Raw genomic sequence first — 23,027 nt, 5'->3', positions numbered from 1 at the left:
CTAATTTAATGAGCGCCAAATTGTTACCGGTAACATTAATGATGCGAAGGCTAGCTAGCTGCCAAGTGCGTGTCAAAACAAAACTGCCAACTTACGACCAACGTCTAGGGATAGCCACTCACCGCTTCGCGCGCTACATTACCCTACATATTTCGGATCGGAACCCATACTTGTGCAACCATCTTGTAGCGACTTAGAACTCGATCATCAGCTCTGCTTTGCGCTCTACTCAACTTCATTGATGATGACCAAGGTATATAAGCCACTGCTCAAAGAGTTAGGACTTACCTACCCGCAGTACCTTGCCATGCTGGTCTTGTGGCAAAACGACGGTATGACAGTAGGTGCGATGAGTAAGCGGCTTCTAACCGATCCTGGTTCGCTTACGCCACTGCTCAAGCGCCTTGAAGCCGACCAGCTATTGAACCGCAAGCGCAGTCACCAAGACGAACGCGTGGTGGAACTTTACCTTACCGATAAAGGCAAAGCGCTGCGTGAACAGGCCTACCACATCCCCAGCTGTGTAGTGCATGCCAGCGATCAGTCAATCGAAGCGTTGACCACATTAAAAGAAGATCTGGTGCGATTGCGCGATAGCTTGCAGAAAAATCAGTAGCCCTTCGTTCTCTCACAAAGGATCTCGACTCTTTTTCATTATTTATCTTGCGCGCAAAATAAAGCTGCGCTAAATTAAATCCGCAAGTCCATTCCGCAAAACCAATAATTAATAGAACCATGATGAACGTGTTAACAGGAGATTAAGAATGACGACCACTATCGAGAAAGTTGTTTATCGCGCCCATGCTACCGCTACGGGTGGCCGCGAAGGTCATGCCAAATCATCCGACGGCGCATTGGACGTAAAACTCAGCACGCCGAAAGAGTTGGGCGGCGCTGGCGGTGACGGCACCAACCCCGAGCAGCTCTTCGCAGCTGGCTACTCGGCCTGTTTTTTAGGTGCGCTAAAGCACGTGGCGAGCCAGGTAAAAGTAAAGCTGCCCCAAGAGACGAAAATTGATGGGCATGTGGGTATCGGTGCAATCCCAACCGGCTTTGGCATTGAAGTCGAGCTAAAAATCAGCCTCCCAGGCCTGGAGCAGGACGTCGCTCAGCAGTTGGTCGAAAAAGCCCACACCGTATGCCCCTACTCAAACGCCACCCGTGGCAACATCAATGTCACGCTGACGTTGGTCTAAGAGTCGTTATTTCGTTTTAGTCATCATGTTAGTGCCCATGCCACCGCTCTCTGCACATGCAGAGCGGTGGTGTCATAAAGCGGCACCGCGGTATCTTGCTGGCTGACTAGCATGGCGATTTCAGTACAGCCTAGAATCACCGCCTGAGCGCCTTGCGCATAAAGTGAATCGATAATGGCTAGATAGCGTTGGCGGGAGACATCTTCTATACGGCCTTGGCAGAGCTCATCAAAGATCACCTGATGAATAGTGTCGCGCTCAGATTGCCCCGGCACCACAACCTTGATGCCGAACTGCTCTTCTAATCGACCAATATAAAAGTCCTGCTCCATGGTAAAGCGGGTGCCTAATAGGCCCACCCGATTAATTCCGTCGGCTTGTAGCTGTAAAGCAGTGGCGTCGGCAATATGCAGCAGAGGAATGGTAATCACCTGTTCAATCGCGGGCGCCACTTTGTGCATGGTATTCGTGGCAATCAACAAACAGTTAGCACCTGCACGTTCGACTCCTTGAGCAGCGCTGGCGAGTAGCTCGCCTGCCGCGTCCCAATCGCCCCGCTGCTGCATGGCTTCTATCTCTGCAAAATCGACACTGATCATTACGATCTTGGCCGAATGAAAGCCGCCTAGCGCCGCTTTAACGCCTTCATTTAAGGCCCGGTAGTAGCTTTGACTCGACTCCCAGCTCATGCCGCCCAGTACGCCAATGACACGCATCCATAACCTCCCAGAGAACTTGGACTACTTTATTAACAGGCTAATCACCAGCCGACCCTTGTAGCGGCTTTTCATCACCCCCATAACCTTAGAATAGTCGCACAGAGAAGAGGTTCATCCCTGTACCCAGCAGTTACCGATAACCGGTTAATAGCGAGGAAATAATGAGCGATAACACTTATACCCCACCGAGCGTTTGGAAATGGGAACCTGGCAATGGCGGTAAATTTGCCAATATCAATCGCCCCATTGCGGGCCCCACCCATGACAAAGCACTGCCGGTAGGTAAACACCCGTTGCAACTCTACTCCTTAGCCACCCCCAACGGTGTCAAAGTCACCGTGATGCTTGAAGAGCTGTTAGAAAAAGGTGTGACTGGTGCTGAGTACGACGCTTATCTGATTCAAATTGGCGAAGGCGACCAGTTCAGCAGTGGTTTTGTCGAGGTGAATCCCAACTCTAAAATCCCTGCGCTGATGGATCACTCCACCCAGCCGCCCCAGCAGGTGTTTGAGTCTGGTGCCATCCTGCTTTATCTGGCTGAAAAATTTGACGCTTTCCTACCCAAAGACCCAGCGAAGCGCACCGAATGTCTCTCCTGGCTATTTTGGCAAATGGGTAGCGCGCCGATGCTAGGCGGCGGCTTTGGTCATTTCTATGCCTACGCACCTGAAAAGTATCAGTACCCAATTGACCGCTACACCATGGAAGTGAAGCGCCAGCTGGATGTGTTGGATCGCCACTTGGCGGAAAACCGCTTTATGGCAGGCGATGAGTACACCATTGCCGATATGGCGATTCACCCCTGGTACGGCGCGCTGGTAAAAAACCGCGTTTACGAAGCGGCGGAGTTTTTGGAAGCACACACTTACAAAAACGTTCTACGCTGGACCGAAGAGATCGATGAGCGCCCCGCCGTTAAACGTGGCCGCATGGTCAACCGCACCTGGGGCGAACCTCACGAGCAGTTGCATGAGCGCCATGACGCCAGCGATTTCGAGCTTCGCACTCAAGACAAACTTGACGACCAATAACTAACCGCTAAACACACAGCAACTAAAAGAGCCTACGCGTGTTGACTCAGCGTAGGCCCTTTTTAACGACTGTCTATCGGCTAAACCACTCTTGCTGCCAGACTTAGAACTGATAACGCACGTTAGCCGTCACATTTCGGCGTGCGCCGTAACCGCAGTCTCCCCCCTCATAACGGCACCAGGAAATAGTTTCATCGTCGGTGAGGTTTTTAACATCCACTGAGAAATCCCACTCATCAATCGTATAGCCCACCATAGCGTCATAGAGGGTGCTTGAGGGCACCACGGGCGAACCACCAAAGCCAACATTATCGCCAACGTAACGTACCCCGGCCCCAACACGCCAATGGTTACCTACATAGAGCCGGTTCCACCAAGAGGCCTGCTCTTCCGCTACCGCCGACAGGCGCTCGCCGGTACTGTCGTCAGTGGCATTCATATTGGTGTAAGCCAACTGCGTTTCAAAGTTCTGCCAGCGCTTGTTAACTTGAAGCTCCCAACCGTCTACCACCGCGCCTGTTTGCTCAACACCACCTGGCGTTACGCCATCACTAACACGGTTCTGCTGAGTGATATCAAAATAAGCGGCGCTGATCGCTAATGACTGATCGGGAGAGAGGTATTTTACCCCTGCTTCCTGCTGATCCCCCGTCGTGGGATCGAGCGCATTCGCCGCCGCCGTGCCATCCGTCCCCAGGTTCATGGTGAAGGCTTCGGAGTAGCTGACATACGGTGAAACACCATTATCGAAGCGGTACATCAAGCCTAAACGCCCAGTCGTCGCCTCTTGGTCGCTTACGGTATCGGGCCCTGACAGTGCCAGAGTGCGGTTTTCAGCCCAGTCATGACGTAGCCCTGCAGATACCACCACCCGACCCAGCTCGATATGATCGGCCAGGTAAACACCTACCTGTTCAATTTCATTATCTGGCCGGTCAGTGGGATTCAATGCATCCAGCTGTAAATTACCGTACTGCGGATTGTAGATATCGATAGTGCCGCCCAACCCAGCGCCAGAGAAGTAGTTGTCCTGCTCCCAGCGTGCATCCTGGCGATCCAAGCCGACCACCATCGTGTGCTTCGTCGCGCCAAGGTCAAACTCACCTTCCATTCGTGCATCCAGGTTCAGAATCTGGGTAGCTGCGTCAGCGGTAAAAATAGTACGTGACACTTCACCGTTGGCATCTGGCACGCTGGGAATATCCACCCAGTGCTCGCGCGTTTCGGTACTTGAATCGGTATAGCGGGCGGTAGCCGCAAAGGCCCAGTTATTATTTAACTGGTGATCGAAGAACAGCGTGGTTTCGTTTTTCTCACCATCATAACGATCCCAGCCCGGCTCGCCGACAAATCGCTCAGAACCGATAAAGCCTTGGGAGCCTGGCTGTAGCGTGCCCACCTGAGGTAAAAACTGAGCAGAGACCTGGCTATCACTCTCTTGCCGATTAACCAACAACGTAATGCTAGTGTCATCACTAGGGCGCCAAGTCAATGACGGTGCTATGAAGTAGCCGTCATCTTCGACATGATCAACCTGGGTGTCACTATTGCGCTGCAACCCCACCAAGCGGTATAGCAACTTACCCTCATCATCGGCAGCACCGGTAAAATCAAACCCTAACTGTTTTCGATTATGCGAGCCGTACTGCGCCCATATTTCGCCGCTGCGTTCCTCTTCAGGCAGTTTGGAAACCCCATTAATGACGCCACCTAAATCCGCCTGGCCGTAAAGCATGGAAGACGGGCCGCGTAGAACCTCTACACTTTCCAGCGCATACACATTGCTACGCACGCTGTTGTAAGAGCCGTAAATCTGGCGCAAACCGTCTAGGTAGCGGCCAGCTTCAAGGCCACGCACGGTCGCACTATCAATCCGAGTATCAAACCCGTAGTTACCCGCGTTAACACCGGGTGTGTACAACAACGCTTCTTGAATATTTTTAGCGCCGCTATCCTGGATAAACTCTTCATCCACCACCGACATCGAAAAAGGCTGCTCATTAATCGGCACGTTCATTTTGCCGACGCTTGGCATCTCTTCCATTTCGATATAGCCGAATTGACCCGCTGATGCTGCCGTTACCTCGACAGTGTCTAGCTCAACAGCAGGAGAGGTTAATCCTTCTTGGGCGAGCGCATAAGTCGACGCACCGCACAAAGAGGCGAGCGCGATGGCGCGGGCTAGCTTGCGCAAACGAAAATGTGGAGTGTACATAGTGATCCCGGAGCAAATTATAATGCTGTTATTAACACGAATATTAATGAGAGTGATTTTTATTCGTGTAAATATAAGGATCTCATCATGCTGTGTCAACTAACCGCTTCCCCCACGGGCTTACTAAGACTTATGAGGGGCCACGAACGCCTTCTAAACTTGATTGGCCGCTCTCTGCCTGGTTTTTGACAATGCTTAACGAGCCATCTGTTTCTAGCACGACGGCTTCTACTGCGGATACATCACTAAGGCCACTGCTACGAATGGCGGAAAGTACCTCGTCTTGCGTTACCCGCGCTTTTCGCAATGACGTTAAAAGGAACTCACCTTGGTAAAGCAGCATCAGCGGCTCGCCAGTCACTAATCGGCGTACCCAGCGAAATCGCACACTGGTCCAGGTGATTATAAATTGAAGTGAAATTAGTAGCGCTAAGGCGACCGCTCCATCCGCCAAAGCCACATCCTTAGACAGCAGCACGGTTGCCAGCGTGGAACCCAGCGCTACTGTGACGATTAAGTCGAAGGCATTCATTTTTGAAAGCGTACGGTTGCCCGATAGGCGCAGAAAGAGGATTAGCGTTGCATACGCCAATAGGCCGATAATCAAAATACGAAACAAACTGCTCCAGCCGTTAAAAAATACCAGTTCCATATGCGTGTTCTCCTTGGGTATCAAGCGATATGCAAACAGCTGCACATCTCTGCCCAGGCTAGCACTCCTGTGCTAGTTGTATACGCAAGGAAAATATTTAGTGCTGGCTCTCCCACCACTTGGCGTAGGAACTGTTATGGGGCGCAAGGCCGCCTTCATCGGGGGCATCATCATCCCACCACACTGGGCCACGCTCCCCAAGCGCTTCTTTAGCAGCTTGAACCGCGTCACGGGCTTGGCGAAGCGCATCGTCATCTTCTTGCTGTTGGGCCGTTCTGACGGCCCGGCGGGCTTTCATCAACTCTTTGATATGGATGCGCTTTTGGTCTTCGCCTAAGCGCGGATCAGTGCAGCGCCACAGGCGATTTTTGGCCACAAAGTAGCGCCCATCAGGCGTGTGAGGATATTTATTAGCCATAAACGAGCACCTACGGAGAGCTATGTAAGTAGCGAATTACCTTACAGGGATTACCTGCCGCAAATACATCTGCAGGAATATCCTTCGTAACGACACTGCCAGCGCCAATTACACTGCGCTCGCCCACCGTAATACCAGGATTAATAATCACGCTACCGCCAATCCAGCAGTCATTGCCAATAGTGATCGGACGACCAGCTTCTAAACCACTGCGGCGCTGTTGCGCGTCCAGTGGATGAGTAGCGGTGTAAAGTTGGACGTTAGGACCGAATAGAACATTATTGCCAATAGTTACCCAGGCAACATCAAGTACCACACAGTTAAAATTGAAGAAAACGTTATTACCTAAGGCGATGTGCTCACCATAATCGCAGTAGAATGGTGGCTCTATCCATAATTTGCTGCCCGCATTAGGCAACAGCTGCTGCAAGAGAGATGTACGTTCAGCGCAAGCGTCATCACGGGTAGCGTTAAATGCTTGCATGGTCAGCCGCGCCTTTCGGCGCAGCGTTAGTAACTCTTCGTCCTGGGCGTTGTACCACTCCCCCGCCAGCATTTTTTCACGCTCAGTCATGATTGAGCCTTTTGGTAACCGTGCCTAAAAACGCCGGGATAGCGTAATGGCCCCAAACTTGTCTTGCTCTTCCTGGCCATCGAACTCACGAGAACGTTGAACAGCGGCGTAAGTAACTTGCCACTCTTCCCAGGCCAGCGCCAGCCCTGCGGAAATGTCACCCACCCACTCTTTGCGGTCAACCGAGTGGCTATTTCTGAAGCTGTTGCCATCCAATGTCAGGTTTTGCGCCATGTAGTAACCATCCACACTCGCAAACAAGTACCACTGCCACCCCTCTTTTCCGGTCATGTGGTGGCGGCTACCGGGGTTGGGCGTTAGCGTAGGGATGCCGGATGCCTCGTCGCCCCAGCGCACACTATATCCAGCGCTTGCATAGGTATAAAAGTTCCCCAAAGCGGCGCTAACGCTAGGGCCGTGGGCAAACTGCTTACCGATAAATGGGGAGCTATGCCACCACTGGCGACGCATTGCGACATTCACAATGGCTTCATCACCCAGCTGGTTGTTCCAACCACTGGGGCGTTCACTCTCAGTAATGCGGTGTACTTCGCGTTGAATGCTGTCAGCCAGTGACGACGGCCCTACCAAACCAATATCGAGATGCAGATCGGTCGCTTGGCGCCAGTTGCCCATTGGCACATCTTCATAAAGCGAGAGCCCACCATAAACGATCCCGGCGTAGGGGCGATCATCTTCAATTAGCCCGCGCTGCTCAATATTGTTGGGCGTATAAATTTGATGCACCAGCCGGAAAGCTGCCATATCAGCGTTACCAATAATGCTATCCGGCAATACAGTGGCTAACCGCTGTGTCCAGCTTTTCGCTTCGGGTTCAAACGCCCAATTAAGCTCAAAACCACTGGTAAAGTGGCCATCATCACTGCTGGCCAAGCCATCATTTTCATGCTTAATCGAGAGCACACTATCGTCGGCGTGCGCCAGCGAAGACATCAGAGTAATAGCAGCTATCAGCGGGAGCAATTGCCAGCGCGAAGGGTTATTTCCGTTCATTACTCGTTCCTTGAGATAGACTTTAGATCAACAACAAACATTGTTGATTGTATGTAATTGTGCAAAAAGATAGCAAGCATACTTTTAAAAAATAAGGGATGACCCATTGGCCATCCCTTTATCTATCTATCGCTTAATCCTCTAGCATAAAAGGATAGACGAAAGTCTGATGATTTCTAGCGATCGCGCAACAACCACTGGGGCGTAATTTCATGCTGCCCCTGTTCATCGGTAATAAACAGCGACCCTTCGCTGATCATAACGGCCCAATTAATCGCTCGTGGCAGGTCTTTCGCAATGGTCGCAAGGGCTTCTTGTGGCAACCCCGCTACATGCACATTTTTCAGCGACGCCACACTGGGCAGCACCTTACTCTCCCACTGGTCTACCCGACCGTAGGCGAGTAATGACACGCGCTCCGCCCGCCGTGAACACCAGGTGATACGCTCGGCATCCGGCAGGCCGACTTCAATCCAGTGCAGCAAGCGACCGTCTAAACTCTTCTCCCACAGCGCTGGCTCGTCTACATCGGAAAGCCCACGCCCGAAAGCCAGCGTCTCGCTGTACCACAGTACATAGGCGAGTAAGCGCGCAGTCATGCGCTCCTCGGTTTCTGATGGGTGGCGGGCCACGGTAAAGCGCAATGTTTCATACACCCCGCGATCCAGGTCCGTCAGATTAATATCAACTTTGTAAGGCGTTGCACTAAGAGCCATGGACGTTTCCAAACGAAAATTTGCGCCAGTGTACCCGATGCCGGGTGTCCCTGGTGAGTTGTCACAAGGTTAAGATGTGCGGTAATCAACTTCCAGCGTGCCATTCTTTAGCGTTTCAGCTTCGTGCATAGGCTCGCGCCATGTCTCTTCTAGCGCGGCCTGATACCACGCCTGCATGGCAGGTAGCGCTAGTAGACGCTCGAGATAGGCTTGGGATTCCTCACTCACCGGTAGGTTGAATGTCTGTACGCGAAAGGCCACTGGGGCATAAAACGCGTCTACCGCTGAGAAGTGTTCACCCGCTAAAAACGGCCCACCAAAGCGCTCAAGCCCCTGTTGCCACAACGCATCTAAGCGGGCCACATCGGCCTTGAGTTTAGTTGAATAGTCCTTCAGTTCCACTCGCACACCGCAATTCATTGAACACTCGTCGCGCAGGGCGCCAAAGCCGCTGTGCATTTCAGCAGTGGCTGAGCGTGCCCAGCCGCGGGCGGTTTTATCACTCGGCCATACGTTAGGGTATTGCTCAGCCAAATACTCAACAATCGCCAGCGAATCCCACACCGCCAGATCACTCTCCCTATCCACTAAACAGGGCACTAAGCCCGATGGCGAAAAGCGGGTATAAACGTCATGGCTAGCGCCAAAACCGCCTTCAAACGGCATCAGATGTTCGTCGAACGTAATCTCCAATACCTTCATCAACACCCAAGGGCGCAGCGACCAAGAAGAGTAGTTCTTGTTAGCGATATAGAGATCAAACATACAGCGCTCCTTGTGTGTGAAATTGAAGTAGCCGATCAATATTAACGTGCTGCCTGAGCGAGGGTGTTGCCCCCTAATCCCATTAATACACCACCGCCAATGCGCTGAATGAGCCGAGAGGAGCCGTGGGATTTTTGTAGCCATTCGCGAAGAGGACTCGCAAGTAGCACCACCATGACATCCGCAGAGGAGAACAGCACATTGGTGGCGATACCTAGCCAGAGCAGTTGCCAAGCTACCGGCATTGCGCTCTCGGGTTGCACAAACTGAGGCAGAAACGCGACAAAGAAAAGTGCAGTTTTAGGGTTGAGCATCTCCACCAGAAAGCTGTCGCGCAGCACGCGTTTCGTGGTTGCCAGCGGCACCTCTTCGCCGTGGGCGCGAATGCCCTGCTGCCATAGCCGCAGCCCCATCCAGAGCAGGTAGAGCCCACCGACGACTTTCATGGCGATGTAGGCAGGTGGAATCGCCGCAAACAGCAGCGCTAATCCTAGCGCGGCGGCAACTACATGCACATAACACCCCATATGCACACCGATGACCGCTAACCACCCTGCCCGTCGGCCGCGCCCCAACGTTTGCGCTGCGGTATATAGCATTGCAGGCCCAGGTAAATAAGCGAAACCAAGTGCGGCGAGGATAAACGCGGCCCATTGCATAGTGGCGGCTCTCCTGAAGGGAACGGTTAGCTTTCGAGAATAAAACGGGGGTGGCGCAAGCGCCACCCCCTAATCAAAATTGGAACGAATAACCTAGAGCCTAGTGTTAAAAGTTCGGTTTGCGCTTATCGACAAATGCCGCCATGCCCTCTTTTTGCTCGTCACCGGCAAAGCAGAAGGCGAACAGGCTGGTTTCCAGCGCTAGTGCGCTATCAAGGTCTTGATCCATACCGTCGTGAACGGCCTGCTTGGCGCCGCGCACTGACTGTGGGCCGTTGCCTTTGAGTTGCTTGGTGAGCTCTTCAACGTAGCTCTCCAGTTCAGCTTGCGGCATCACGCGGTTCACTAGGCCGATACGCAGCGCTTCTTGGGCATCGATTTTGCGCCCGGTTGTGACCAGATCAATCGCCATGGCCGGCCCGACGCGACGAGGCAGGCGCTGGGTGCCGCCAAAGCCAGGGATGACGCCCAGCAGTACTTCCGGCTGGCCGAATACCGCGTTATCGCTGGCTACGGCCCAGTCGCAGGCCAGTGCCAGTTCGCAGCCGCCGCCAAGGCAAAACCCGTTCACCAACGCGACCACCGGCACGGGGAGTGTCTCTAGGCGTTTAATGGTACGCAGCGCTTGGCTGGCAAAGGCCCGCGCTTCTTCAGGTGTTTTTTCACGCATTTCAGTGATATCTGCACCCGCCACGAAGGACTTCTCGCCCGCACCGGTAATTAGCACGGCGCGTAGGTTCGGGTGGGCTTCAAGCTCAACCAAATGTGCTTCCAGCGCGGCAAGCACTTCGCTGTTAAGGGCATTCAGCGCTTTAGGACGATTGATGGTCAGTCGCACCATCCCATCGTTATCAACCTTCTCGATCACTGCTTCGCTCATGGCGGACTCCTTATTCGATTTATTATTGAACATGAAAGTGAATACCACTCAACCCTAGCGAACGCTTGGTTGAGTGGCAATGACTTCTTTATGCCGAGCTAGTTTCGTCAGCGCAAGTTAGTCGTAGTGATAGAAACCGCGACCACTTTTACGGCCTAGATAGCCCGCGGCGACCATGCGTTTAAGCAGTGGGCAGGGACGGTATTTCGGGTCGCCAAAGCCCTCTTGAAGCACTTCCATGATCGCCAAGCAAACATCCAGCCCAATCAAATCCGCCAGCGCTAGCGGCCCCATGGGGTGAGCCGCGCCTAGCTTCATGGCGTTATCAACCGCTTCCGGCGTTGCGGTGCCCTCCTGCACGATAAACGCTGCCTCATTGATCATGGGCACCAGCAGGCGATTCACAGCAAAGCCCGGCGCATCACCTACCGGCACGGCGGTTTTGCCCAGCGCCTTTGCAAGCGTTTCAATCTCGGTCACGGTAGCGTCCGAGGTTTGCTCGGCGCGAATCACTTCCACCAGTTTGAGCACCGGCACCGGATTGAAGAAGTGCATGCCCACCACGCGCTCAGGGTGCTCGCATACCGCCGCCAGGCGGGTGAGTGACAGCGACGAGGTGTTGGAGGCTAAAATAGCCGTGCTGCTCATTTGGCTAAGATCGCGAAACAGCTTCTCTTTGAGTTCGGGCTGTTCGGGGGCCGCCTCGATAATGATCGCGCAGTCGCTGAGAGCATTGAGTGTGGTAGTGGTCGATAGACGGGCGAGAGCGGCACTTTTATCCGCCTCGCTGATTTTCTCTTTAGTGACCAATTTACCCAAGCCTTTATCGATATTCGCCTTGGCGCGGCCAAGCTGCTTTTCGGCCACATCGTAAAGGCGCACGTTAAAGCCACTGGCAGCCACTACCTGGGCAATCCCCTGCCCCATGGTACCGGCGCCCACTACGCCAATTTGTTGGTCACTCATGCACGCTCTCCTCTATTGGTTATCACTACTGGCGGTTATCACCGCTAGTGCTTATTTCTATTAGGGCTGGTTAATGATTTTTAGCTTCTTCACGCAAGACGAATTTTTGTATCTTGCCCGTCGATGTTTTAGGTAGCTCGCTGAAAATAACCGTTTTAGGGACTTTGTAGCCCGCCAAATGTTCACGGCAGTGGGCGATAATATCGGCCTCGGTGACTTCGCCGTAACCCACCTTAAGCTTCACAAACGCACAGGGCGTTTCGCCCCACTTCTCGTCAGGCTTGGCGACCACTGCGGCCTCTTCAACGGCGGGATGGCCGTAAATGGCATCTTCCACTTCGATGGTCGAGATGTTCTCTCCACCGGAAATAATGATGTCTTTCGAGCGGTCTTTGATTTCGATATAGCCATCCGGATGCCAAACCGCCAAATCGCCGGTGTGGTACCAGCCACCGTCCAGCGCTTGCTCGGTGGCCTCCGGGTTCTTTAAATAGCCCTTCATGACGTTGTTGCCACGCATCAGTATTTCACCCATGGTCTGGCCATCCTTGGGTACTGGCTCCATGGTGAGCGGGTCAGCCACGCACAGCGCTTCGAGCATGTGGTAACGCACCCCCTGGCGGGCTTTTATTTTGGCCCGTGCTTCCAGCGGCAGTTCATCCCACGCTTCCCGCCAGGCACAGACGGTCACCGGACCATACACTTCGGTTAAGCCATACACGTGGGTCACTTCAATGCCCAGCTTCTCGACCCCGGAAATCACTGAGGCTGGCGGCGCGGCACCGGCAGTGGTGACTTTGACGGGGTGATCGAACTGGCACTTATCTTCCGCGGGCAGGTTCACTAAGCCATTAAGAATAATAGGCGCCCCGCTGAAGTGAGTAACCTTCTCTTCAGCAATGAGCTGCATGATCTTTTTCGGGTCGACGCGGCGCAGGCACACGTTGACCCCGGCGTTGGCGGCAATGGTCCAGGGGAAACACCAGCCGTTGCAGTGGAACATCGGCAGAGTCCATAGGTAGATCGGGTGGTGGGGCATTGCCCACTCCATGATATTGCTCACCGCGTTGAGATAAGCGCCGCGATGGTGATAAACCACGCCCTTAGGCTTGCCGGTAGTGCCAGAGGTGTAGTTAAGCGAGATCGCGTCCCACTCATCCGCAGGCAGTTGATAGGCGAAATTGGCGTCGCCCTCGTTAAGTAGCGCTTCGTACTCAATCTCGCCAATGCCTTGCGTGTCGCCGAGAAATTCTACATCGGCAACATCAATGATCAGCGGCTTGTGGGTTAGCTTGGCAACGGCTTGCTGGATGACCTCAGCAAACTCGGGATCGACCAAAATTGCTTTAGCCTCGCCGTGCTCCAGCATATAGCTGATCGCCTCGGCGTCCAGGCGAATATTCAGGGTGTTCAACACGCAGCCCGCCAGCGGCACGCCAAAGTGCGCCTCGAACATTGCCGGGATATTAGGCAGCATCGCCGCCACCGTCTGACCTGGCTGAATGCCCCGCTGTTGCAGGGCGGAAGCAAGCTGGCGGCAGCGCGCCCAGGATTGGCCCCACGTACGTCGCGTACTGCCATGAACCACCGCTGGGTAGTCGGGATAGATCGACGCGGAGCGTTCAATAAAGGTCAGCGGTGAAAGCGGTACGTGGTTAGCGACGGTTTTGGGTAAGCCTTGCTCGAAAATGGTGGTCATGGTCGGCTCCTGATTTTTTTGATGTTATTAAAAGCGTTCGTTTTAAATGTTTGTTTTGATGGGCTGAAAACAGCACCGCCGCCTCTAGGGCGGCGGTGCTGGCTAATACATTAGCGTTAATGAACCTCAAATTCGCTTAAACACTGCATACCTGCCTCAATCACCGCACGTTGAGCGCGACCTACCGGTAGCCACTGAGTGATGGCAAATTCGGCGCTGCGCATTTTGGCAGTATAGAAGGGATCGTCGTTGCCGTTGTTAAGGGCGGCCTGAGCGCTCAGCGCTGCTTGGCCCATCTGCCACGCGCACAGTACATGCCCTGCCAAGCTAAGGAACGGCGTGGCGTATGCCTGCACTGCATCTGCCCCCTTTTCAGGGTCAGAGCCTTGTACCAACACAATGGCCTGGGCAGCTTTCAAATCCTCAAGTCCTGCGGCCAAACCACTGCCCAACGCTGTCAATGCAGGGTCGGCGTTGAGTTGCTCCACGGTGGCGGCGACCTCTCTCAACAGCGCGGTAAGCGCTTCGCCGTTATCACGCTGGAGCTTACGGCCTGCCAAGTCGAGCGCCTGAATACCGTTGGTGCCTTCGTAAATCGGGGCAATGCGGGCATCGCGCAGTAGCTGGGCGGCACCGGTCTCCTCCACGTAGCCCATCCCGCCGTGTACCTGAATGCCCATGGAGGCAATATCCACCGCCTGATCGGTAGAGAAGCTTTTGATGACCGGAATCAAAATATCGGCGCGGGCCTGGGCGGTTTGGCGGGCTTCATTACTTTCAGCGTGGCGGGCGGTATCCAGCTCGGCGGCGCAGTACAACGCCAATGCACGTAGCGCATCGGTGCGCGAACGCATGGAGAGCAGCATACGGCGCACGTCCAAGTGATCGCTGATGCTGCATTCAGCGCCGCCACGCGTCTTCGGAGAGCGTCCCTGGCGACGCTCCAACGCATAGGCAAAGGCGTGCTGGCAGGCTCGCTCGGCCACGCCAATACCCTGAATACCGACTTTATGACGTGCCTCGTTCATCATGGTGAACATGTGATTAAGACCACGCCCCTCTTCACCGACCAAGTAGCCAATCGCGCCGCCATTTTCGCCAAAACTGAGGGTGCATGTCGGTGAGCCGTGAATGCCCAGCTTATGCTCAATGGACGCGCAGGTGACATCATTGCGCTCGCCCAGCGCGCCATCTTCGTTAACCAGGAACTTGGGCACCAAAAACAGGGAGATGCCTTTGTTGCCTTCCGGTGCATCCGGCTTACGGGCAAGTACCAAGTGGATAATATTCTCGGCGGCGTCGTGTTCGCCCCAGGTGATATAGATCTTCTGGCCGCTGATGCGGTAGTGGTCGTTTTCAGGGATCGCGCGAGTGCGCACCTGGGAGAGATCCGACCCCGCTTGGGATTCGGTGAGATTCATGGTGCCCGTCCAGGTGCCTTCTACCAGTTTGGGCAAGTAGGTCGTTTTGAGGGTATCGCTGCCGTGATGCGCCAGTGCTTCAATAGCACCAGCGGTCAGCATCGGGCAGAGCCCCAGCGCCATATTGGCCCCGTGAAGCATCTCCTGGACCGCGCTAGCCACCACTTCGGGCAGATTCTGACCGCCTAGCGCTTCTGATACACCGATGCCGTTCCAGCCCCCCTCGACATACGCCTGGTAAGCCGCTGCGAAGCCTTCCGGGGTCGTTACACTGCCGTCGGCATGGCGTTTGGCCCCCTGCTGATCGCCAATCTTATTAAGTGGGCCCCAGACGTCACCGGCCAGTTTTGCGGCCTCTTCGAGTACCGCCTCGACCAAGTCTGGCGTGGCTTCTTCAAAGCCCGGTAGGCTAAGCGAGCGGTGCGCTAGTAACTCTTCGAGCACAAAGCGCAAATCGCGTACCGGTGCGGCGTAAACATTCATAGCGAACCTCGGGCTGAAAATTAAACAATTGTTTGAAAATCTGCCTACGATAGTAGTAACACTCTCCCGCCCACACCATTAGCCCAAGGTATCACCCGCTATGAATAGCGTCTTCACCCGTATTTATTTTCGCTCACTTGCTTGCTCCACATCATCATAGTAGGTGATATGGCTCTCATCTTCTGCGGGCGGCCCCACCACCGGCTCGGCGGCATCGACATCCCAAACGGCATCGGAAAGGTCTTCCAGGTGCTCATGCTCCAGTGCCCCCTGCATTAGCTCTTCAGTCACCACCAGTTCAGCACCGGCAGCGGTCATTGGTGTAGTCGGTGTAAACGGAGCCACAGGCACCGGTGCTGGGCGTACATGACGGCGCCAGGAGAAGAACATCACAAAGAACAGACTCAGCGAGCCGAAGGCCCAGAACAGACCCGCGTCTCCCATTGCCGTCATCACCGGGGAAATCATCAGTGGGCTAATGGTAGCGCCAATCGAGTTGATCAACAGCAAGCCTTGACTCATCCGCACCAGAGCCCCAGCAGGCGCACGGTCGGCGGCGTGGCTTACGGCCACTGGATAAAGGGCAAAGACGCCACCGCCGAGCAGGAACAGCAGCACTGCCAATAGCGGTGTCGAAAGGGGTAGCCAGAGCATCGCCGCAGAGATAAGTACACAGAAACCACTGATGGCGATCAGCACCATTTGTCGGTCATGGCGATCCGACCAGCGGCCAATCGGGTATTGCAGCAACATGGCCCCCATGATGAGTACCGCCATCATCTGACCCACCTGACTCACGCTCATACCATTACGCTGCAGGTAGAGTGGCAACAGCGTGTAGGCCGCGGCGACGACCATACCCGAGCCTAAACTACCCATCACGCCGGTGGGCGTCAGGGTAATCAAGCGGTGCGGGGGAAGCGGCTCAGCGTGCTCGATAATCGGCGATACGCGGGGAATCATCGCCATGGGCAGTACAGAGAGCGAAGCCAGTAGGCCAATCACCATAAAGGGCGCAGTAACACCCATGGCGTTCGTCACGCCTAGCAGCAACTGACCCAGCACCCCAGCGGCGTACAGCGAAATCATATAGAGCGCCAATAGGCGGCCACGGACTCTTTGATCACCGGCGGTCAATAGCCAGCTCTCTATAACCAGATAAACCCCTACCGTTGCCCAGCCGCCGACCAAGCGCAGCGCAAACCACGCCCATGGGTCGAAAAACAAGCCTTGCAGTAACACGGTGACAGCCACTAACGAGGCAAAACTGCCGTAAGCGCGAATATGGCCAATACGCAGCAACAGGCGATCATTCACCATTGCGCCCAACGCCAAACCGATGAAATAAGCCGACGAGACAATACCGATCACCGTCGCCGATTCACCGGCGGCATCGAGGCGCACGGTAATTAAGGTGGCAAGAAAACCGTTGCCTATTCCGAGAATGAATAGCCCTAATAGGGGCGCCAGCGCCATGGCTAGCAGTTGCCGCGACATGAAAACCTCGTCTTGACTAAAAGTGGTGAAAAACAGGCGTGAAAAACGCGACTGAGCGATTTCACAACGACCGTTATCTCACCTGGCACATCGAGTCAGGCAGGGATAGCGGCGCGCAATTATTGCCCCAAAGGGGGCAAAGTCAATGCTTTTCTAAGGTTACAATTATTCACCTTAGCGATTTATATAGAATAACCGTGTCTGGCCCAGGAAATTCCACTACTAAACTATTCTTTTGAGCCCACCAACGAAAGGTCTCTTCACTAAAAAAGCTGATATGCGTGGGGTCGCTAATATAGTGCCAGCGAGCAAATGCGTCCGGGGTAGAAACGCGCTTGGTCATCAAGCCAAGATAACCACCGGGCGCGAGCTGTTCGGCCAGTTGTTCCAGCACTTGGCCAGGCTGCGACAAATGCTCCACCACTTCTGTGGCGGTGATAAAATCGAACGTCTGGGTGAGAACCGCGGTATCAGGGGCATAATAGAGGTCGTAAATCGCCATCTGAAAACCGTGCTCGGCGAACATGACGGATAGCGTCGGCCCTGGCCCGGAGCCAAAATCGAGCCCGCGGGCATTGGGTGCGAGCTTCGCTAACAGCGGGGTAAATAAACGCCCTAGAAAGCGTCGATATCCCGTATCATGCGGCGAGTTTTGATGTTTATCATATTCGGCCTTTTCTGCAGCGGCGCTCAAATGCTGCTCAGGGGGGACAAATACCAGTTTGCACGTGGCACACTGGTAGTAGTCACGACGCCGATCCCGGTGGTAGAGCGCAGTAGTGGATTCCGCACAGAGCGGACAGCGGCGCATCATCGTATTCTCTGGCTTATCGTTACGAATTAAGGAAAGTGGCATGCTATCAGGTCTGGATCATCTTGTAGTTACCGTGACCGACATGGGTCGCGCCGTCGATTTTTACTCACGTGTTTTAGGCTTAGATGTACGCTACCGCGATGCTCAACGGGTGGATTTAATGCTCGGTGATACCGCGTTGCGTCTGCATCAAACCGACACCGACATTGCCCCCATCTCAGCAACCCCAACACCCGGCAGCCTGGATTTATGCTTGCGTTGCCAACTGCCGCTGGATGAGTTTAAGCAACACTTAGACGCCTTGGCTATTGATGTAGAGTTGGGTCCCGTTGCTCGCCAAGGCGCCAATGGCCCCATTGAGTCGATCTACCTGCGCGACCCGGACGGCAATCTACTCGAGATTTGCCGCCCCGCTGCGCGTTAGTGCCCAGTTTTCGTTAGTGATAAGGCGAATAGCGCACGCTATCATAGTGCGCCGGGGCAACCTCTGCTGAGGGTGCTTTGCATCCCTACTTCAGCATTGCCTGCTCAGCACTTATAGCGATTTACCGAAAGGAAATGTTATGCAAGATAACGCCAATGAGGCGCCACTAGAAGGCAACGTTGTCAGCGAAGAGCGCCCCCAACAGCCCGACACCACCATGGCAATGGTGAACTATGCGCTCTATCTGGCCAGTTTCTTCCTCGGTTTTACGTCGCTTATCGGTGTGATCATCGCCTACGTCTATAAAGGCAAAGGCCCTGCATGGCTAGATGAACACTACCGTTATCAGATTCGTACGTTCTGGATAGGGCTAGTCTACGGCATTGTCTTTTCGGTCTTGACGCTCATCTTGATCGGCTTCCCGTTGCTGCTGGCACTCGCCGTCTGGCTAATTATCCGCTGCGTTAAAGGCTTCAAAGGGCTGCAAGAGAAACGCGCCCCTTCCAACGTAGATACCTGGTTGTTTTAGATATGACGCAACAAACGGGTGATACCCAACTTCGTTTTTCAAAGGCCAGTGCGATTAGCTGGCTATGGCGCCAGCTATCACGCTGGCCGCTTAAGCGGCTATGGCGCATGGCATCGGTACTGGGCCCAGTGGTTTACCGTTTCAATAAGCGTGAGCGAGAGGTAACCGAGCGCAACCTGACGGTCATTTATCCCACTCTCTCTAACGCTGAGCGTCAAACTCTTGCCCGGCAGAGTTTACGGCACTCAACCGCTACTATGCTGGAATTAGGCCACGCCTGGATGGCAGAGCCCAATAGAGTAGAAAATAGCATTTTAGCGGTACACGGCCGCGACAAACTCGATAGTGCGCGCAACGAAGGCCGCGGTGTCATTGTGCTCGCCCCGCACTTCGGCAACTGGGAAGTGCTTAACTTCTGGCTGTCGAGCCACTTCCCGTTTACCGCCATGTACGAGCCCCCAAAAATCAGCGCCCTTGACCCAGTGATTCGCCATGGTCGCGAGCGCATGGGGGCGAGCCTAGTGCCCACCAACCCCCGCGGCGTTGCAGCACTGCTCAAAGCGCTTAAGCGCAGCGAGGCGATTGGCATACTGCCCGACCAGGAGCCGGATTGGGGCAGTGGCGTTTTCGCGCCTTTCTTTGGTCGCGATGCCTACACCGCCACGTTGCTACCCAAACTAGTAGCCCGCACCCAGGCACGTGTGATCACCGGGGTCGCGCTACGGGTACCCGGCAGCGGGTTTGAGATTTATTTTCTCGATGCCGATGAGCGTGTTTACAGCCCCGATGACCAAACGTCTGCCACCGGAGTGAATGCCAGCGTGGAAGCCGCAATAAGCTTGGAACCTGCGCAGTATCAGTGGGAGTACAAGCGCTACCGTAAAGTGGTTCAAGAGCAGCAAAAGCTAGCTAACTACCGCGACTACCGGATTTATTAACCAGAGCTTACTGATGACCCAAAACGTTCTATCTCGGGATGAGATACGCCCACCGCAGATTATTTATGCGCTATTCCTGGCGGGTATTGTCACTGCCAATATCACCCTGCTGATTGGCGTGGTGATCGCCTATGTCTACCGCAAAGACGCCGCACCGTGGCTACAGCCGCACTACCGTTACCTGATTCGCACCTTCTGGATTGGCACACTGTATGCCTGCATCGCCTTTTTGCTCAGCATTGTCATGATCGGCACTCTGCTCTGGCCGCTGCTCGCGGGATGGTTGGGCGTGCGCTGCGTGCTCGGTTGGATCGATGTACGCAAAGGCCGCCCTCCCGCACGCCCTGCCAGCTGGCTTTGGTAAGCTACCCTCACTCGTTGTTGTGTCGAGCGTAAACGTCATCCAAGCGCTCGATATCGTCTTCACCGAGATAGCTTCCCGACTGCACTTCAATCAGCTCAAGGGGAATTTTGCCGGTATTTTCCAGCCGATGGAGCGCGCCAATGGGGATATAGGTCGACTGATTTTCACTCACCAGAAAGCTTTGTTCCTCAAGCGTTACATGCGCGGTTCCCCTCACTACTATCCAGTGCTCAGCGCGGTGATGGTGGCGCTGCAGTGAAAGCCGGCCACCGGGCTTCACGGTAATGTGTTTGACCTGATAGCGCTCGCCGCTGTCCATCGCCTGAAAGCTGCCCCAAGGTCGCTGCACCTGGGGCGCCGAACAGGGCTCGCTGCGCCCCGCCTGAGTAAGCGAAGCCACGAGTTGCTTGACCTGCTGCGCCTGGTCGCGGTGGGCCACCAACACGCTATCCGATGTTTCCACGACGATGAGGTTCTGCACGCCGAGCGTGGCCACAAGACGATGCTCGGCAAACACCAGCGAACCCTGGGTATCGGTTAGCCAGGCATCACCTTTGCTGGCATTGCCCGCTGCGTCAGGCTCAACGGTTGCCCATAGCGCATCAAAACTGCCGATATCACTCCACGCAGCGGCCAAGGGCACTACGGCGGCATGCTCACAGTGCTCCATCACCGCGTAGTCGATGGAGTCAGCCGGGCAACGGCCAAATGCTGCTTCGCCCAGGCGCAGAAAATCCAAGTCGCGGTGTGCGCTATTAACCGCTTCCTGGCAGGCTTCCAGCATGGTCGGCTGTAGCCGCTTTAATTGATCCAGATAGCTTGAGGCGCGCAGCAGAAACATACCGCTGTTCCATAAGTAATCACCGCTTTTGACCAGTTCAGCGGCACGCTGGGCATTGGGTTTTTCAATAAAGGCCGCAAGATGATGGCCGCCTTCCAGCGGCTCGCCGCAGGCAATATAGCCATAGCCGGTTTCAGGCTGGGTCGGGACTACTCCAAAGGTAACGAGATAACCCGCTTCGGCTAACGGCTGGGCAAGTGACACGCTATGCTGGAAAGCTTCTACATCGCCAATCACATGGTCAGCGGGCAGTACCAGCAGCAGTGGGTCATCGCCTGAGTGGCGTGCTAGCAGCGCCGCACAGGCAATCGCTGGCGCAGTATTACGGCCTTCAGGTTCGAGCACCACGGTGGCGGCTTGATTCATTTCGCGCAGCTGTTCGGCCATTAAAAAGCGGTGGCTATGGTGGCCCATCAGCATTGGGGCTGCATCGGTTAACCCGGCTAAGCGGCTTAGGGTTTGCTGCAGTAAGCTTTGAGACGAGGTTAAGCGCAAAAATTGTTTGGGCATCTGCTCTCGGGAAAGCGGCCACAGCCGCGTGCCGCTGCCACCGCTTAAAATTACCGGTTGGATCATTGCTGCGTCCTTGTGGTCGTCCTTGTATCCGGGCGAGTGTCTGTATCATCTGTTAACTCACCAAAATCATCCTGCAGCCAGTGGCGCAGTTGGCTCATCTTGGGCGCGTGACTTGCCTGCTCCAGCGCGGGTAGCGTGCCGGGAATAAAGCCACGCTCTATAAACGGCGCCAATAGCGCTGGATCACCGCTGATAATATGCACGGGTACCGCTGCGCTGGCATCGTCGCCGGTAATCAATGGCGCGGCCTGATGATCACCCAGTACTATCATCAAGGTATGGTCATCCACCACTCGTTCGGCCCAGCGTCCGGCCACTTTTACAGCGTAGTCCACCGACCAGGCATAGTGGTCACGAATACGTTCAATGTCCTGCCACAGTACTTCTGGCGGGTCGCCAGCGTTCTCCCAGGGCGCAAAAATGCTGCCATCCCCAATCAAAGACCACTCATCAATCACCGGCAGAATAGGCGTCCAGGGGGCATGGCTAGAGATTAATGCCAGTTGGGCAAACACCGGCGACTCACCCAGCAAATGGCGCTGAGTATAGTCGAGGGTGAACTGATCGGGCATGGTCACCCAGTTGAGCGCAGGCCCGGCATAGTCGATACCCTTTGCCGCGGCAATTTGATCGAAGCCGTAGGCCTCCCCTTCCGGCCATGCCAGGGTAATAGCGGGCATGACTGCCAAGGTCCGCTGGCCGGTAGCGCTGAAATCATCAATCAAGGTGGAGTGGCCGCTGTCTAACATCAACTGGTACCACAGCTGGTTATCAATCCAACGCCCGCTGAGCGCTGTTGCGTGGGCCAGCCAGGATTGCCCGCCACGAATCGGCGACGCCAACAACCCGGAGACAACATGAAGCTCGCGCTCCTCTAGCCGCTGCTGCATATCGGCAAGGGTCGGCAGCAGAACGTCTGCATAACGGGCATTATCCAGCGCAGAGACGCCATAAGACTCAATAAAGGTCAGCAGCACATTGTGTCCATCGAGCCCAGGTAACCGCTGACTTTCCAGCGGCGCTGCCTCCAATTGCGCGGTAAAGGCCAAGCGCGCGGCGTGAGTATCGGCCATTTGCTGCCATTGAAACCGTGTGCTGTTGACCATCGGCAAACGGGCGCTATCCACCAGCCGCACACCGTTAAGTTCAAGTGCGGTACCGATGGTGGCAATGACTAATAGCGTCAACGCAGCGACACCGGGCAGCCGTTTAATCGAGTAAGTGACGGGAGGAAGTAGTAGTCTCACTAAGCCTAGGGCGATACCAAGCAGCACGGCAGCCCCTGCCAGCATTGCGCAAACCGCCAAAAACTGACCTACATTACCTACTAATAAGTGATAAATGGAGCGCAGCAAAGGTACGTCAAGATAGAGGTTGAGTGGCCGGGCAAACGCCATGTGAGTAGCGGCAGTGCCTAAATTCACAGCTGTCGCCAACATGATCCAACTGACAAGCCCAACACCGGCGACACGACGCGCCTGACCGACGGGAAGCAACAGCATAAGGGGCGCAATGATAAACGCCTCCCAAGCGATCAAATGGGCATCGATCTCTCCAAACCGCCACCATAGCGGCGCAACGAGCAGGACATTCAGCAGTAAGGACGTTAATAATATTCGAATCATCGCATTCTCAT

General features: G+C 54.8%; 24 protein-coding genes. 7 read left to right on the top strand and 17 right to left on the bottom strand.

The features are described from left to right. The first annotated feature begins 172 nt into the window (after positions 1 to 172). Positions 173 to 616 carry a MarR family winged helix-turn-helix transcriptional regulator gene (locus tag Q3Y66_RS05210; protein WP_008958215.1) on the top strand — a complete coding sequence of 148 codons (444 nt, stop codon included), beginning with the start codon at positions 173 to 175 and terminating at the stop codon, positions 614 to 616. Between the two features lie 148 nt (positions 617 to 764). Beyond that, a complete protein-coding gene (locus tag Q3Y66_RS05205) occupies positions 765 to 1,196 on the top strand; it encodes an organic hydroperoxide resistance protein (RefSeq protein ID WP_008958216.1) in 432 nt (143 codons plus the stop codon). A 23-nt stretch (positions 1,197 to 1,219) separates the two neighbouring features. Here Q3Y66_RS05205 and Q3Y66_RS05200 read toward each other — a convergent pair whose 3' ends face one another. After that, positions 1,220 to 1,912 carry an aspartate/glutamate racemase family protein gene (locus Q3Y66_RS05200; RefSeq protein WP_008958217.1) on the bottom strand — a complete coding sequence of 231 codons (693 nt, stop codon included), beginning with the start codon at positions 1,910 to 1,912 and terminating at the stop codon, positions 1,220 to 1,222. A 164-nt stretch (positions 1,913 to 2,076) separates the two neighbouring features. Between Q3Y66_RS05200 and yghU the strand changes: the two genes are divergently transcribed. Next, positions 2,077 to 2,946, top strand: coding sequence for a glutathione-dependent disulfide-bond oxidoreductase (yghU, locus tag Q3Y66_RS05195; RefSeq protein WP_008958218.1), 870 nt, complete (start codon positions 2,077 to 2,079; stop codon positions 2,944 to 2,946). Positions 2,947 to 3,049: 103 nt separating this feature from the next. Here the strand turns inward: yghU and Q3Y66_RS05190 are convergent, their stop codons facing one another. The 14 genes from Q3Y66_RS05190 to Q3Y66_RS05125 form a co-directional block, all read right to left on the bottom strand. Then, entirely contained in the window at positions 3,050 to 5,161 is a 2,112-nt protein-coding gene (locus tag Q3Y66_RS05190; protein ID WP_008958219.1) for a TonB-dependent siderophore receptor, read from the bottom strand. A gap of 130 nt (positions 5,162 to 5,291) precedes the next feature. Continuing rightward, on the bottom strand, positions 5,292 to 5,813 hold the full coding sequence (locus Q3Y66_RS05185) for a DUF421 domain-containing protein (protein WP_008958220.1): 522 nt from the start codon (positions 5,811 to 5,813) through the stop codon (positions 5,292 to 5,294). Positions 5,814 to 5,910: 97 nt separating this feature from the next. Then, on the bottom strand, positions 5,911 to 6,231 hold the full coding sequence (locus Q3Y66_RS05180; protein WP_008958221.1) for a hypothetical protein: 321 nt from the start codon (positions 6,229 to 6,231) through the stop codon (positions 5,911 to 5,913). Between the two features lie 10 nt (positions 6,232 to 6,241). Continuing rightward, positions 6,242 to 6,805, bottom strand: coding sequence for a sugar O-acetyltransferase (locus tag Q3Y66_RS05175; protein ID WP_008958222.1), 564 nt, complete (start codon positions 6,803 to 6,805; stop codon positions 6,242 to 6,244). A 24-nt stretch (positions 6,806 to 6,829) separates the two neighbouring features. Beyond that, positions 6,830 to 7,819, bottom strand: coding sequence for a lipid A deacylase LpxR family protein (locus Q3Y66_RS05170; protein ID WP_008958223.1), 990 nt, complete (start codon positions 7,817 to 7,819; stop codon positions 6,830 to 6,832). Between the two features lie 176 nt (positions 7,820 to 7,995). Continuing rightward, the gene (locus Q3Y66_RS05165) at positions 7,996 to 8,535 is read right to left on the bottom strand and encodes a YaeQ family protein (RefSeq protein ID WP_008958224.1); all 540 of its coding nucleotides are present in this window, start codon (positions 8,533 to 8,535) and stop codon (positions 7,996 to 7,998) included. A gap of 69 nt (positions 8,536 to 8,604) precedes the next feature. Then, entirely contained in the window at positions 8,605 to 9,300 is a 696-nt protein-coding gene (locus Q3Y66_RS05160; protein WP_008958225.1) for a glutathione S-transferase family protein, read from the bottom strand. A gap of 41 nt (positions 9,301 to 9,341) precedes the next feature. Continuing rightward, positions 9,342 to 9,959: a LysE family translocator gene (locus Q3Y66_RS05155; RefSeq protein ID WP_008958226.1), complete on the bottom strand. Its 618-nt coding sequence runs from the start codon at positions 9,957 to 9,959 to the stop codon at positions 9,342 to 9,344. Positions 9,960 to 10,065: 106 nt separating this feature from the next. Beyond that, complete coding sequence (locus Q3Y66_RS05150; RefSeq protein WP_008958227.1) at positions 10,066 to 10,839, bottom strand: enoyl-CoA hydratase/isomerase family protein; 774 nt, start codon at positions 10,837 to 10,839, stop codon at positions 10,066 to 10,068. 117 nt (positions 10,840 to 10,956) lie between these two features. Continuing rightward, the gene (locus Q3Y66_RS05145) at positions 10,957 to 11,805 is read right to left on the bottom strand and encodes a 3-hydroxybutyryl-CoA dehydrogenase (protein ID WP_008958228.1); all 849 of its coding nucleotides are present in this window, start codon (positions 11,803 to 11,805) and stop codon (positions 10,957 to 10,959) included. Positions 11,806 to 11,875: 70 nt separating this feature from the next. After that, entirely contained in the window at positions 11,876 to 13,504 is a 1,629-nt protein-coding gene (locus Q3Y66_RS05140) for an acyl-CoA synthetase (RefSeq protein ID WP_008958229.1), read from the bottom strand. A 116-nt stretch (positions 13,505 to 13,620) separates the two neighbouring features. Beyond that, entirely contained in the window at positions 13,621 to 15,408 is a 1,788-nt protein-coding gene (locus Q3Y66_RS05135) for an acyl-CoA dehydrogenase (protein WP_008958230.1), read from the bottom strand. Positions 15,409 to 15,531: 123 nt separating this feature from the next. Then, the gene (locus Q3Y66_RS05130) at positions 15,532 to 16,905 is read right to left on the bottom strand and encodes an MFS transporter (RefSeq protein ID WP_008958231.1); all 1,374 of its coding nucleotides are present in this window, start codon (positions 16,903 to 16,905) and stop codon (positions 15,532 to 15,534) included. A 169-nt stretch (positions 16,906 to 17,074) separates the two neighbouring features. Beyond that, on the bottom strand, positions 17,075 to 17,719 hold the full coding sequence (locus tag Q3Y66_RS05125) for a class I SAM-dependent methyltransferase (protein WP_035586908.1): 645 nt from the start codon (positions 17,717 to 17,719) through the stop codon (positions 17,075 to 17,077). Positions 17,720 to 17,759: 40 nt separating this feature from the next. Between Q3Y66_RS05125 and Q3Y66_RS05120 the strand changes: the two genes are divergently transcribed. The 4 genes from Q3Y66_RS05120 (at position 17,760) to Q3Y66_RS05105 (ending at position 19,974) form a co-directional block, all read left to right on the top strand. Continuing rightward, on the top strand, positions 17,760 to 18,143 hold the full coding sequence (locus tag Q3Y66_RS05120; protein ID WP_008958233.1) for a VOC family protein: 384 nt from the start codon (positions 17,760 to 17,762) through the stop codon (positions 18,141 to 18,143). A 139-nt stretch (positions 18,144 to 18,282) separates the two neighbouring features. Further along, positions 18,283 to 18,672: a DUF4870 domain-containing protein gene (locus tag Q3Y66_RS05115; RefSeq protein WP_008958234.1), complete on the top strand. Its 390-nt coding sequence runs from the start codon at positions 18,283 to 18,285 to the stop codon at positions 18,670 to 18,672. A gap of 2 nt (positions 18,673 to 18,674) precedes the next feature. Beyond that, positions 18,675 to 19,610 (top strand): lysophospholipid acyltransferase family protein, encoded by a 936-nt coding sequence (locus Q3Y66_RS05110; protein WP_008958235.1) that lies wholly within the window; start codon positions 18,675 to 18,677, stop codon positions 19,608 to 19,610. Between the two features lie 13 nt (positions 19,611 to 19,623). Next, complete coding sequence (locus Q3Y66_RS05105) at positions 19,624 to 19,974, top strand: membrane protein (RefSeq protein ID WP_008958236.1); 351 nt, start codon at positions 19,624 to 19,626, stop codon at positions 19,972 to 19,974. Positions 19,975 to 19,981: 7 nt separating this feature from the next. Here the strand turns inward: Q3Y66_RS05105 and Q3Y66_RS05100 are convergent, their stop codons facing one another. After that, on the bottom strand, positions 19,982 to 21,391 hold the full coding sequence (locus tag Q3Y66_RS05100; RefSeq protein ID WP_008958237.1) for a mannose-1-phosphate guanylyltransferase/mannose-6-phosphate isomerase: 1,410 nt from the start codon (positions 21,389 to 21,391) through the stop codon (positions 19,982 to 19,984). Continuing rightward, positions 21,388 to 23,016, bottom strand: coding sequence for a hypothetical protein (locus Q3Y66_RS05095; protein WP_008958238.1), 1,629 nt, complete (start codon positions 23,014 to 23,016; stop codon positions 21,388 to 21,390). The genes Q3Y66_RS05100 and Q3Y66_RS05095 overlap by 4 nt, the downstream gene beginning before the upstream one ends. Between the last annotated feature and the right edge of the window lie 11 nt (positions 23,017 to 23,027).

Source organism: Halomonas sp. HAL1 (assembly GCF_030544485.1).
GTDB lineage: Bacteria > Pseudomonadota > Gammaproteobacteria > Pseudomonadales > Halomonadaceae > Vreelandella > Vreelandella arctica.
This window is presented reverse-complemented; position numbering and strand designations above follow the sequence as displayed.